General features: G+C 36.5%; 9 protein-coding genes. 8 read left to right on the top strand and 1 reads right to left on the bottom strand.

Features of this window, described 5'->3' with window-relative positions; genetic code table 11:
- Positions 1-150 precede the first annotated feature (150 nt).
- From prlC to H4J56_RS10915, 3 genes are read left to right on the top strand one after another with little or no spacing between them, the layout of a single operon-like run.
- Positions 151-2,196 carry an oligopeptidase A gene (prlC, locus tag H4J56_RS10925; protein ID WP_182215327.1) on the top strand — a complete coding sequence of 682 codons (2,046 nt, stop codon included), beginning with the start codon at positions 151-153 and terminating at the stop codon, positions 2,194-2,196.
- 16 nt (positions 2,197-2,212) lie between these two features.
- A complete protein-coding gene (locus H4J56_RS10920) occupies positions 2,213-2,920 on the top strand; it encodes a DNA-3-methyladenine glycosylase I (protein ID WP_182215325.1) in 708 nt (235 codons plus the stop codon).
- Positions 2,921-2,925: 5 nt separating this feature from the next.
- Positions 2,926-3,714 (top strand): class I SAM-dependent methyltransferase, encoded by a 789-nt coding sequence (locus H4J56_RS10915; RefSeq protein WP_182215390.1) that lies wholly within the window; start codon positions 2,926-2,928, stop codon positions 3,712-3,714.
- Between the two features lie 365 nt (positions 3,715-4,079).
- On the opposite strand, the gene H4J56_RS10910 is transcribed toward H4J56_RS10915, so the two are convergent.
- Positions 4,080-5,024 (bottom strand): DUF4382 domain-containing protein, encoded by a 945-nt coding sequence (locus H4J56_RS10910; protein WP_182215323.1) that lies wholly within the window; start codon positions 5,022-5,024, stop codon positions 4,080-4,082.
- 471 nt (positions 5,025-5,495) lie between these two features.
- Here H4J56_RS10910 and H4J56_RS10905 point away from each other — a divergent pair, with 471 nt between their 5' ends.
- The 5 genes from H4J56_RS10905 to ftnA all read left to right on the top strand — a co-directional run bounded on the left by H4J56_RS10905 (position 5,496) and on the right by ftnA (position 14,285).
- On the top strand, positions 5,496-10,073 hold the full coding sequence (locus tag H4J56_RS10905) for an EAL domain-containing protein (protein WP_182215322.1): 4,578 nt from the start codon (positions 5,496-5,498) through the stop codon (positions 10,071-10,073).
- An 809-nt stretch (positions 10,074-10,882) separates the two neighbouring features.
- Positions 10,883-12,829 carry a methyl-accepting chemotaxis protein gene (locus H4J56_RS10900; protein ID WP_182215320.1) on the top strand — a complete coding sequence of 649 codons (1,947 nt, stop codon included), beginning with the start codon at positions 10,883-10,885 and terminating at the stop codon, positions 12,827-12,829.
- A gap of 111 nt (positions 12,830-12,940) precedes the next feature.
- The gene (locus H4J56_RS10895) at positions 12,941-13,114 is read left to right on the top strand and encodes a hypothetical protein (protein ID WP_182215318.1); all 174 of its coding nucleotides are present in this window, start codon (positions 12,941-12,943) and stop codon (positions 13,112-13,114) included.
- Positions 13,115-13,134: 20 nt separating this feature from the next.
- Positions 13,135-13,608, top strand: coding sequence for a peroxiredoxin (locus tag H4J56_RS10890; RefSeq protein WP_182215316.1), 474 nt, complete (start codon positions 13,135-13,137; stop codon positions 13,606-13,608).
- A 149-nt stretch (positions 13,609-13,757) separates the two neighbouring features.
- On the top strand, positions 13,758-14,285 hold the full coding sequence (ftnA, locus tag H4J56_RS10885; RefSeq protein ID WP_182215314.1) for a non-heme ferritin: 528 nt from the start codon (positions 13,758-13,760) through the stop codon (positions 14,283-14,285).
- Positions 14,286-14,332 lie beyond the last annotated feature (47 nt).

The raw sequence follows: 14,332 nt of genomic DNA, 5'->3' as shown, positions 1-14,332 counted from the left end.
CAAACAACGTATTAACATAGACAGTAGCATTTATTTTTTTAAGGTGATCAATTTTAAGTAAAATAGATTGAAAACAAAAAGCGCTACACCTTGAATCTTTCCCATTAAGGTCTTACATCTACATCATCATTTAATAAAGAATACCGCATTATGAGCAATCCATTATTAACAGTTTCAGATTTACCCCAGTTTTCTCAAATAAAGCCTGAACATATCAAGCCTGCTGTTGAGCATGCGATAGCAGAATGCAAAAAAGTGATTGCAGCAGTGCTTGAAGAAAAAACATTTACCTGGGCAAACTTAGTTATGCCTACGGACGAAGCTGACGATACGTTAAGTAAGCTGTGGTCGCCGGTATCCCACATGAATTCGGTGGTTAATAGTGACAAACTACGTGACGCATACGAGTCATGTTTACCACTGTTATCTGAATACAGTACTTTTGTGGGCCAGCATCAAGGGTTATATCAAGCCTACCAACAATTTGCCAACAGTGATGAATATTCACAATTAAGTATTCCTCAAAAGAAAGTCATTGAGAATGCCTTACGTGATTTTAAATTGTCGGGCATCGCATTAAACGATAATGATAAAAAACGATACGGTGAAATCGTTACTCGTTTATCGGAGTTAAGCTCAACATTTGGCAATAATGTACTCGATGCTACGCACGCTTATAGCGTTAATATTACCGATAAAAGTGAACTTACTGGCTTACCTGACAGCGCTATAGAAGCCGCAGCAGAACTAGCAAAAGAACAAGAAAAACAAGGCTGGCTATTCACCTTAGATATCCCTAGTTATTTACCCGTAATGACTTATTGTAGCAATGCGACATTACGTGAACAGCTCTATCGTGGCTTTGTTACTCGCGCTTCAGACCAAGGTCCCAATGCCGGAAAATTCGATAACAGCGACATCATGAACGAGCTATTACTACTTCGTCATGAATTAGCACAGCTATTGGGCTTTAATAACTTTGCTGAGAAATCAATTGCTACCAAAATGGCATCATCAACCTCTGAGGTTTTAGACTTTCTAGAAAACCTAGCGGTAAAATCGAAGGTTCAAGGTCAACAAGACTTAGATGAAGTTAAAGCTTTCGCTGAAAAAGAATTTAACCAAACAGACTTACAAGCTTGGGATCTGCCCTACTATAGTGAAAAATTAAAGCAAAGCCGTTATGCTATTTCAGACGAAGAATGTCGCCCTTATTTTCCAGAAGAAAAAGTTGTAGCTGGCTTATTTGAAGTTGTTCATCGTTTATTTGGCATGACAATTAACCAAGTAGCTAACATCGACACTTGGCACAAAGATGTGAAGTTTTATCAAGTATACGATCGCGATAATAATTTGCGTGGCCGCTTTTATTTAGATTTATACGCCCGCGCCCACAAACGTGGTGGCGCATGGATGGACGATTGTAAAAGTCGTCGTGAATTAGCCAATGGTGATATTCAATACCCTGTTGCCTACCTAACCTGTAATTTTAATAAGCCTATTGGTGATAAGCCTGCGCTATTTACCCATGACGAAGTGGTTACTTTATTTCACGAATTTGGCCATGGTATTCACCATATGCTGACACAAATCAACACCAGTGGCGTTTCAGGTATCGATGGTGTGCCGTGGGATGCAGTAGAGTTGCCTAGCCAATTTTTAGAAAATTGGTGTTGGCAGCCAGAGGCATTAGCCTTTATCTCAGGACACTACCAAACGGGTGAACCACTACCGCAAGCTATGCTTGATAAAATGTTAGCGGCAAAGAATTACCAATCTGCGATGCAAATGTTACGTCAATTAGAATTCAGTATTTTTGATTTTAAAATGCATAAAGATTACCAACCTGCACAAGATAACTCTGGGTATATTCAGCAAACATTAAATCAAGTGCGTGAAGAATATTCAGTATTGAAAGCCGCCGACTTTAATCGCTTTCAACATGGTTTTGGTCATATTTTTGGTGGCGGTTATTCAGCCGGTTACTATAGTTACAAATGGGCAGAAGTATTATCTGCAGATGCCTTTAGTCGTTTTGAGGAAGAAGGCATTTTTAACCCGAAAGTGGGTAATGATTTCTTAACTAATATATTAGAAAAAGGCGGGTCTCAAGAACCCAGTGTCTTATTTAAAGCCTTTCGTGGCCGTGAGCCTGAGATTGATGCTTTACTCAGACATTGTGGTATTGAAGGATAATGAGTGGCCCTAAATAATGGAAAAATTTGACTCACTTTATCAACGCGCCGCCGAACGTAAAGGTGGTGCGGCTATACTCAACCTCTTATTAGGTGATAACCAACAAGATCATTTAGTTGCCAAGTTAGGAGACGATAGAATTTTATCGGCCTTTAGCAAAAAGATCTTTCAAAGTGGTTTTGTCTGGCGTGTAGTAGAAAATAAATGGCCAAACTTTGAAGAAATGTTTTTTAATTTTGATCTCGCTAAAGTCTTAATGATGCCTGAGGAAATGCAAGAACGTAAAGCGGCAGATGCGCGAATTATTCGCAACTTTAATAAAGTAAAAACTATTCAAGCTAATGCCCATATGATGTTTGATGAAATACATAGCGATAATAGCCAGCACGATAGTTTTGCTAAATTTATTGCGGCATGGCCAAGCAATGACATGATAGGTTTATGGGATTACTTAAAGAAAAAAGGTCAACGTTTAGGGGGCAATACTGGCCCCTACGCTTTACGTGCTATCGGTAAAGATACCTTTTTACTTACCCGTGACATTGAAGCCTATTTCCGTGCCAATAAAATTATTGACGGCGGACTGCAAAGTAAAAAAAGCTTAGTTGCCATTCAAAATGCTTTTAATCAATGGCAAAGTGAAAGTGACTTATCACTGAGTCAACTCAGCCGCTTAGTTGCCTATGCAACCGGCGATAACAATGTTCAAGTAGAGTTTGATTAATGGATATGTCTAGAATAGCGGTTGGGTACCTTGATAAAACCGATGTTGATTTAGCTAAAAAAATTGCTAAAAAATGGCAATTAGCCTATATCGGTGACAGCGCTTCAGTTACTAAGCATCCAAACTTACTGTTTTTATTACAAGTCAACTTTCAAGAATTAGAACTGATCAAGCTTGATGAGCCTAAACTCGGTGGTATTAAAGTAGACTTTGTTGATGGCGCGGTTGCCCACCGACGAAAATTTGGTGGTGGACGCGGCCAAGATATAGCTAAAGCGATTGGACTAAAACATGGTTTTACTCCACATGTACTAGACGCTACCGCAGGCTTAGGACGAGACTCTTTTGTATTGGCTACCTTAGGTTGTACAGTAACCATGAAAGAACGTATGCCTATTGTCGCAGCACTGCTAGAAAATGGCTTAGAGCGCGCTAAATTGAACAGTGAGGTCAGTGATATTGCCAGTCGTATGTCACTAGTTCATGCGGCAACGATTGAAGAGTTGTCATTCACTCAACAACCTGATGTTATTTATCTCGACCCTATGTATCCACATCGTGAAAAATCGGCCGCAGTGAAAAAAGAAATGCGCGTATTCCAATCACTCGTCGGTGAAGACTTAGATGCGGATGATTTGCTTGAACCGGCATTGAAATTAGCAAAGTACCGTGTTGTGGTTAAACGTCCAAGCTATGCGCCACCATTAAATAACAAATCGCCTTCAACCAGTATAAAAATGAAAAAAAATCGTTTTGATGTTTATGTCAACCAAGCGATCCCAAAAAATAATTAGCGATACTCGTTTACAACGTACTCCCTATCTAGTGCTGAAAATCTTTCAAAATGGTATGGGCTAAAATTGTAAACGAACTTCCTTCCAAGCCCATCCAAGTAATTACCTACACGGTTTACCCTTTCGTTCAATCTATAGATCTATAGTTTATGATTTCTCAGTGTAAAATCAGTTAGAAAAACAATCATAATTTCTGATATTCAACCAACACTCTAAATGAGCACTCTGTCCACATTGTTGAGGATAGTGGTTGGCTTTCTTTAAGTCAGCAGTCGCTAGTTGCTGACATTTTTTAATATATTTTAGAACTTCATAGTGAACACTTTTTAACTTTCTGGCCTTATGATCGGTTAATATCAGTTTATTTAAAAGTCGACCGTTTTAACATCACCTTTGATAATGCCTACTGTAGCTACATTTCCAACAGGAGAAGGTATGGTTAAGGCGTTATATTGAATGTTGTCATCGATATTTGTACCACACATTAGTGCAACAGTGTAACTTCCTGTTGGAACAAACCCTATGCTGTAAGTTCCATCTACGGCTACTAGTGTTGAAATAAGTGGTGCCGTCGCTGTCGGTGCATCACCGACGAAAGTTTCATCATCTGCATCATAACTATCACCTAATTCGGTTGGTTCACCTTCATATAGATAAACGATACAGCTACCTAAATTAGTATTATCAGCAGAAACATTACCCTTCAATGTTCCATATTCGCTAACAATGTGAACGCCATGAGGTTTAATAATAAAACCATTTTTTGTGGGTGCATTACCGCGCATCACTAATGACTCGCGTAAACTAAATTCAATAGTATAAGCTGGGGTATCGCCGACTTGGATAGAAGTTGACGCAATTTCAAAATCTCCTAAACGTAGTCTAGAGCTAGGGACTTTAATAGAGTATTCGGTCGCATCATTTTCAAGCAGTACATATGAGCCGGCATCGACTACCAGTAATTCCATCGAATAGGTGCCTGGGGCCATAGTTACACCTTGAGCTTCATCAACAATTTTAAGTTGGTCTGTACCCTGAAAATCAAGTAAGTTAACTTTAATGGTTTCTACAATTTCATTATTGTCATTAGTAAATTCAGTAATGACTGTAGTCTCTGTCCCTGAAATAGTAATTTCATCTATTTCAATAAAGACTGAATCCGCCTCATCAATAGGTGCATCACTAATCCCTAAAGAAAATTTTGCTTGCTCAGAGGGTTGTGGTGATGAATTATCACTGCCCCCACAAGCGGAAATTGCCAATATAATAGGGGTGAATAAAAATGGAATTGTAAAGTTTTTGTTAAACATAATATTTACCTTTATTGCTACTTTAGTTAATTAAATTAATAAGTCTAAGGTAAAGTCATACTATGCAAAGCTGGTGCTTTGTTGTTTCATTAATATATTAACAAAACTCACTGATAGACTTTTTCTATAGAAAAAATGAAATCGATTATAGATTCAATTTCACGATTGTCTTTTGACAATTTATCAATTACCAAGTGATTATAATGTAATCACTTACAACATGATAGATATAGTGTTACCAACAAAAATTAATGGCCCTATGCCGTTTACTAGATACTCGAAAGGTAAAACTCATATTACATGGCAACAGTGTAAACGACGTGGTTATTTTATAAATTAATGATGAAACACATATACAAAGACAAGTGCTGGAAGTTGTGGGATTTTTAAATCTAACATATAGTTGTTTATACTTACCTAAAAGTATTATCTTACTTTTATTGTTCAGAGCTAATAAGTAGTGGTATTAATTTGAAATATACTCAACCTAAAAAAAGTTACTTTAATGTAATCAATTTTATAGTTGCTGTTATTTTAATATGTCCAATGATTAGTTATGCAAAATTTAACAAAATAACACTCGATCAAATTACGGTTAAGGACGGGTTATCCCAAGTATCTATTAATAGCATTAGTCAGGATGATGATGGGTTTCTTTGGATATCAACAGAGTCTGGCCTTGAACTATATGACGGATATACCTTCACTAAAATAGAAGGACCTGATAACGATTTTTCACAATATAGTGCAGGAAAAACAGTCCAATCAGCGAATGGATTAATGTGGTTACACCTCTATGGTAAAGGTTTGTATAGCTTTAATAAAAGCACTAATGAGTTTGACCTACTCTTAAATAACAATCAATTAGAGTCTGATGATTGGGTTATGGATTACTTGCCACAAAAAGATGGAACCGTTTGGCTTGCGACAAGTAAATACATAGCGACTATTGATGTTAAAACTAAAGTTTATAAACAAATTGTTAACTTAAAAAAGTATCTAGGTGATTCTGCAATATATCAAATCATTTTACATAACAACTATCTATATATAGCCAGTAAAGAAGGCACTATTGTTTATCAATTATCAACAGGCCAAGTAGCTAAATTACCTCAAATCACCAAGATAACTGCGCAAAGTGCTGATCTAAAACCTATACAAGCAAATAAAATTTATACCTTAAGTATTCTTAATCAGACCTTGTTTTTGGGAACAAACGATGGTGTTTACTCATTAAATATTCAACAAATCGACTCGCTTTTTGCAATGGGAGAAGATAATGAATTACCGCAGTATCAAACTATTTTTAAACATCTATCGGTCTGGGATTTTTTTATAGAAAAGGAACTATTAATTATTGGTGCTGCGGATGGGCTGTATCGATATAACGCTGTTACGCAGCAAGGACAATTTTTATTCAGCTTTGATGAATATGCTCCCTCTTTTGCGAATAATACGGTTAAGTCATTAATTGTCGACCAAGATGGCTACTACTGGCTAGTGAGTAATAGCCAAGGTTTGTTAAAATGGAATCCTAACTTAGGCTTAGTTGAGAATTATAATTATTACAAAGGTCGTGACAACAGCTTAACCAGTAATAATGTTACGGGCATTTTGCCTGATAAAAACGATGATAACTTATTCTGGATTTCAACCGATAATGGCTTAAATTTACTAAATAGAAACACCCAACACGTTGAACAATTCTTCGCCCTGAAAAACTCAAAGACGACATTTACCGCAAGCAATATAGTTTCATTACACTATGGTAGCAATAAAACTATTTGGTTAAATACTTCTGTAGGATTAAGACTTTTTGATATTAAAAGCAAAGCAATCATACCAATACCTTTTGAAGCAAGTTTTTTAGAAAAGCTAACTGTTGATTACCCCGTTTATTTCACTACCGATAAATACCTTTGGTTCACTCAAACGGATCAACTACTTATGATTGATCAAGAATCTGGTCAATCAACTGATTTCAGTAAAGTAATGACTGATGCTGGCATTAAAGATATTTGGTTTTTTTTCAAATCACCAAATCAGGATAAAGAAATTTGGTTTAGTACAACAAAAGCATTATGGATGTTTAATACTCAGTATCAAACGTTTAAGAAAATATATGAACATATCAACATGAGCGAAACTGAGTGGTCTTTTATTGATAGTTTTGTAGTTGATGCTGAAAAATCTCTGCTATGGGTAGCCCATACATCAAAAGGTATTTATGGTATCTCCCTAGAAACACAGGAGGTTCTTCATACTTTCAACAATCAAAACAGTATTCTAGACAACAATCTATATGGTCTACAGCAGGACTCGCAAGGAGACCTTTGGATCTCAACTCATGATGGTATTTATTCGATTGATACACGCTCTTTTCATATCAGAAAATTTGGTATTCATCATGGCTTTTTAGGTATGGAATTTAATGGTGGCGCGCATGCAAAATCATCAACCGATGAATTGGTTTACGGTTCGGTGAATGGCGTTTCTTTTTTCGATCCTTTGGCCTTAAAAGAAAAAGGCCTGACCAAAAATAAAAATGTTTTTGTCACTAAAGTTGATTTACTTACACGGCATTTAGAAGATGCTTATATATTTAACTCAAATAAGGTAGTAGAACTTAAATATGACGATGTGGGCATTAGGGTTGATTTTACCACCTTTGATTTTTCAAAATCTAAAGACATAATGTTTGAGTATTCTTTAACAAGTAACAGCACGGTGAACTATCCTTCGACCTATGAAAATCATATTATTTTTCCAAGTTTAGAGTCAGGGAAGCATACTTTAGCTATTCGGGCTAAGTCGCCTATTACAGGCGATTATTCACCACTAACTTATATTAAATTTAACGTTTCTTATGCACCTTGGGCATCACCTACCGCCTATATTCTGTATTTTATTTTAGTTATCTCTGCATTCAGTTTTTGGATAAATAAAAGACGTAAACAACGTGATGCTCTGTTGGCTGCTCATGAACAAGTTGTCTTTAGAGAAAACCGTTTACAGCTAGCATTAAAAGGTAGTAACAGTGACGTATGGGATTGGCACGCTCAGACGAATAGTTTTTCTGCTAATCGTTTTAAACATAATGTAAGCCTAATAGAAAATGCCTATACCTTCCCTATAAAAGTATTTATCAATGATATTCATCCAGATGATAAAGCGACCTTTCTTGCTGCTTGGCAACAATTTATTGATAAAGCTGATGTTAATGTAACCTTTACTTTTACCTATAGACTAAAAGGCGAACATAATGAATGGCGATGGTATAAAGATTTAGGGAAAATTGTAGAAATTGATGATAATAAAAAGCCTATACGGGTTACGGGTTCCTATACCAATATCACTCAATCTAAGGCTGATGAAGAACGTGCCCAATATTACGGAGAAGCATTTAGACATACAAAAGATTGGGTATTAATTATTAATCAAGATTTCACCAAGGTGACTTCAAATCAAGCAATGAGGAATATATTTGGCTGGGAAGAAGAACAGCCATTTAATGACTCATTAATTGGTATAGACAGAAAAAAGATAAAATATTATAGCGATGTAGCATTAAGTTTAGGTGTAAATGATCATTGGCGTGGAGAAGAGCTTGTTACTTCTGCAGCAGGAGATAAATATAATGTACTGGTCAAAATTAATGTTGGTATAAATAGTAATAACAGTCTTCATTATATTATGGTGATGACCGATATTACCGCTCAAAAGCTCGCTGAAAGCGAACTACGCTATATGGCTAATTACGATCACTTAACGGGGCTACCTAATCGGAGTTTACTCATTGAGCGGATTGATCATGCAATAGAATTATCAGCAAGAAACAAAAATATTTTAGCGATATTTTTTATTGATTTAGACCGCTTCAAACAAGTCAATGATACGCTAGGTCATGATGTTGGTGATCGATTATTGAAAGTTATCACACAACGATTAACCAAAGTCTTTCGTCAAGAAGATACTCTGGCAAGACTTGGCGGTGATGAGTTTGTCGTATTGCTAGAAAGCTTTTCATCAATAGATAAGCTTTCACAAATTGCACAAAAAATTATCGATACCATTGAGCAACCGATAACACTACAAGATACTATGGTCTGTATTGGTTCAAGTATTGGTATTTCTATTTACCCTGAAGATGGCATGGATTCAGCTGAGCTTTTAAGAAATAGCGATATTGCAATGTACTGTGCGAAACAAAATGGTCGAAATATCTATCAATATTTTGAACCATCAATGACTGAAGCAGCAGCTAAACGACTTGCTCTTGAAGCAAATTTAAAGCAAGCCGTAAAACAGAAGCAATTTATCAATCATTACCAACCCATTGTTGATGCACATTATGGCAAAGCGGTTGGCGTAGAAATGTTAATGCGCTGGCCTACCGACAACGGCATGATTTCTCCCATGGAGTTTATTCCTTTAGCCGAAGATTTAAATCTTATTATTTCGATGACAGAAGTAGCGTTAAACACAGCATTACAAGACTTAATAGTATGGCGTAGCTTTCGAACTGATTTTTATTTATCCATTAATATTTCTGCTAGTCATTTTAGTAAAGGAGAACTTGTCACTTTTATTACGAGAATATTAAATGAGTTTGATTTACCTACCTCAGCAATAAAACTAGAAGTTACTGAATCTGCATTTATCTCTGAACCTGAAAAAGCGATTGAGAAAATGAATCAGCTAAAAGCTATAGGTATCAAGTTATCGCTTGATGATTTTGGCACCGGTTATTCGTCTCTATCTTACTTAAGATTACTCCCGTTAGATGTTATAAAAATTGACAGAAGCTTTATCTCTAACATTGGTGAAAACAACGCAGACGAAGCGATAATAGAGGCGACGATAAGCCTTGCACAAAAATTAGGCATGAGTTGTGTTGCTGAGGGTGCTGAAACCAAAGAACAAATTGACTTCCTGGTTTCTAGAAATTGTCATTACATTCAAGGGTATTTTTACAGTAAACCCGTATCCAGTGAACAAATTATTTCATTGTTAGAAATGAATAAACCTGAGTATATATCACCTAGGTGATTTTTTTAAACGTGATCTCTTGCGTTTAATAAAGCTGACACCCACTTTATTAGCAGATTTTCACGCATATGAGTACACCAGACGCTCCTCCTTTAACTACTTGATTGTAATCACATATATGGCTAACTGCTCAACTTTATGAGTAACTGCTTTTGTTTCTTTGATAAGTGTTCGAGTTGTTTTGTATAGTTTTCTTTTGATTTTTAGCTTTTTTTTGAAAAAATTTATGGCAAAAATCGTATATAACTCAGTGCGAAAGAATTCAATTTACCATAGGTTCTTCACTCTCCTATCATACGAAATTCATGTGTTTAAAAAGCTTTTCAGATTGTTTTTTTTACGAGTGGTAGAAAATAAATAGTCAAACTTTGAAGTGATTTTTTATCTGACAAAAATAATTATGTTGCTAGAAGAAATGCAAGAACGTAAAGCGGCTGATGTTCGAATTATTGGTAATTTCCACAAAGTACAAAAGCTTAACCGCCACTTAAATCGCCTTCAACCAGTATAAAAATGAAGAAGAATCGTTTTGATGTTTATGTGAATCAGGCAATTCCTAAAAACAATTAACCTTGTATCCCTCGTTTAAACAGTCGTTAAGATGAATAACGGACTACGCTGTATTTACGCAAGCCCTCGAAACGACTTTCACTGGGCTTGCGGTACATTTTAGCCTCTTGAGTTAAAATCAATCAGATCTAACCACAACACACTTCATACTTGTTCAGTAAACATTTGTCATAAAACCGCAACAAAGATCAGTAAGAATCGGCATTAATTTATCTGTGAATACCCTTCAAGGATTGACTATGCGAGTATCAAGTTTTTCACGACTGTCTGTTATTGCCATTAGTATTTTTGCCGTTATATTCGTTGCAACTATGTATCATGTTGGAACTTCTCTTACATCAAGTCGGGGCCAGTACGCTGAATATCATGCATTAAAAACGTTAACCACCGTTAAGTTTTATCGCACCATTGCAACCTATCTACAAACTGGTGATGCCAGCATGCTTAATGCAGCACAAGAGCAACTCAACGAAATAATTACACGATCAACAAGCTTAGATATTGGTAACTTAAGCCATAACATTACTGAAGAAGCGGGCAAACTTAATAAAAATATTGAAACAAAGTATCGTGCCATGGGTAAGTTAAGTGGTAACCCACTCGCTTTGCTTCGTAACAGCGAACAGAATATGGTAGCTATTACTCACTCGCTGATAAAATATGCCTCTGAAAGTGAGGCGCTAGACGAACAGCAACGCATAAATTATTTAGTGACAATCGGCACTATTGCTCGCGCATTAAACTATTTAATCAACACGCGTGAAAAGTTGTTCCTTAGCCAAAACATTAGCGATACCGGCTTTAAAAATGCATTACAAGAATTAGCACAACGGCATCAACAATTAACAAACTATCCTTTATTGGCTATTTTCCTTGAAAGCGACAGTAATACTGATGAAGATGACTTTTTTTCCAATGACGATGACAAAGAAGACATCAGTGAAGAAGCGATTGATGAACTCAATTCACTCATTAATCGTTATCAAAGTGAGTTTGAAAACACCCTAAACTCACAGAATCAGCGCACCGCTGGCTTAGCACTACTCAAGAAAAATGTTACTGCATTAGAAGATATTATTCTTATCGCTGAAACAGAAATACTAAAGAAACAACAAGTGTTGAATCAGCAACTTTATCGAATAGTTATTGGTTTGCTATCCTTTTTAATCTGTTTCTTAGTCGCCAATTACTGGTTGCAACGCAGTGTTATTTTAAATCCGTTACGTAAATTACGAAATGGTTTTGTTCAACTTGTTGAACAAGGAAAGGTTGATAACATTACTGATATTTCAGCGGAAACTGAGCTTGGAGAAATATCGTCCAGTTTTAATAAAATGGTCAACAAACTTGCACAAGATGATAAAGCAAAAGCACAACAGCTTGATTTGGTCGCCAAAGCATTAACAACCATGGAAAGCCAAGTTAAAAACATTTATCAATCGTCAAATAGTACCAGCACGCATGTGCAAGGTGCTCGTGAAATAATGGATGCACTTGGGCAAGCAACTGAAACAGTCAATGCTTTATCAGAACAAGTTGTTAATAACGCAAAAGCCACGCAACAGGCAATGGAAACAAGTCAAAGCCGAGTTGCACAAGTGCTCGCCGCAAGCGACTCAACCAGCATCGCGGCACAACAAAGTAAAAGCGCAATAACCTCACTCTTTCAATCTGTTGATAGTGTTACCTCTATTGTTGACGTTATTAGTGCCATTGCCGACCAAACTAACCTACTGGCTTTAAACGCGGCAATTGAAGCCGCAAGAGCGGGTGAACACGGCAGAGGTTTTTCTGTCGTTGCCGATGAAGTCAGGCAACTAGCCGGTAAAACTCAAGATTCACTTAAACAGATATCACAACGCTTAGACCAACTGCAAAGTGCCAGTAATTCAATTGAAAAAACAATTATTGATATAGAAACAGCATCCCTCAATCAAAAAACAATTGCTGACCAATTACAAGAAACTGCGTTAGAAGTGACCGGACAGGCTAAAATATCCGCCACGGTCGCACAAGACTCTCTGACGCAAATAACGCTGCAACGCCAACATTTTATCGCTTTTGAGCAAGCGATGAGTAATGTTGATGAAGAAGTGAGCAACTCTCAAAAGCTTGCTAATATCATTTCAATTGATGTGAATAACCATGTTAGCGATATTGGCTTAACGCTCGATAAAAGCGCATAACACTTAATCATGCTGCTAATTAATTTAACCGTTTTTAACGATAAATAGATGCATGTCGGTGCGCTATATCCTAAAATGAAACAAGTAATGATATTCATTTTAGGATAGTTTATGGCAAAGGCGCTTTGTAAGTGGAAAAAAAAAGACATAGAAAAAAGTCTTCACGAACTTGCTCGTATTGTTGATAAACCATGTTTTATTTGTAAAGACTGTGCGCGTTCTGCAAACAGCAAAGATTTTTTATGTAAAGCGATAATACTGCCTTTACCCCATCAACATAGTTAACGTTAAATGAGAAGAATTTTATGATTGAAGAAAATAAACCCATGCCTTCAGGCGAATTGTCACAGTTAAAAGACGGCAACATGATTACCCATAATACCGATGAGCTTTTTGCCAACAAAAAAGTGGTGCTATTTGCCGTTCCCGGTGCTTTCACCCCAACTTGTTCAGCCGCTCATTTACCCGGCTATGTGGTATCAGCGGATGAATTAAAAGCTAAAGGTGTCGATGCCATTATCTGTTTATCGGTAAATGATGCTTTTGTAATGAATGCGTGGGGCGAAGCACAAAATGCTGAAAATATTATGATGCTTGCTGATGGCGACGGCAGTTACACTAAAGCACTTGGTTTAAGTATGGAGACCGCAGGATTTGGTGGTTTACGTTCTCAGCGTTATGCTATGGTCATTGAAAACGGTACAGTAACAAATTTACATATTGAAAAGCCTAAAGAATTTGAAGTAAGTACCGCTGAATCTATTCTAAAAACACTATAGATGAGATGTAATGATAATGATTTGTGTTGTTTATCATATTGTTTTTTATGACTTTTAAATCTTACAAATCAAAAATGTTACACTTTATAGCTTGTGTCCCAGCCATAGAACAGGCAAAATTTACTGATATTTTTTAATGAGGTACCAACATGTTAAAACCTGAAATGGTCAAACAACTAAATAAACAGATCAACTTAGAGTTTTACTCTTCCAACTTGTACTTACAAATGAGTGCCTGGTGTGAAGAAAAAGGCTTTGAAGGTGCAGCAATATTTATGCGTAAACATGCAGCAGAAGAAATGGACCACATGACACGCTTATTTACTTATGTCAGTGAAACAGGGGCATTACCTATTATAGGTACCATAGATGCGCCGCCACACGAATATAAGTCATTAGCTGACGTTTTCGAAAAAACTTATGAACATGAATGTTCAATTACCGAACGTATCAATTCTTTAGCGCATCAAGCCTTTACTAACCAAGACTATTCAACGTTTAATTTCTTGCAATGGTATGTAGCTGAGCAACATGAAGAGGAGACTTTGTTTAAAAGTGTCTTAGATAAAATTAACTTAGTAGGTCAAGACGGCCATGCTTTATTTTTTGTTGATAAAGATTTAGCCGAAATGGCTAAAGTAGGTACTACAAGTATCATGACGGGCGCACCCGTTTAGTCACAATCAATAATATACCGCATAAAAAAGGCTTCTATATGAAGCCT

The organism is Colwellia sp. BRX8-4 (genome assembly GCF_014077345.1).
Taxonomy (GTDB): domain Bacteria; phylum Pseudomonadota; class Gammaproteobacteria; order Enterobacterales; family Alteromonadaceae; genus Colwellia_A.
The sequence above is the reverse complement of the archived record's forward strand: the minus strand, read 5'-3'. Positions and strand labels throughout refer to the sequence as shown.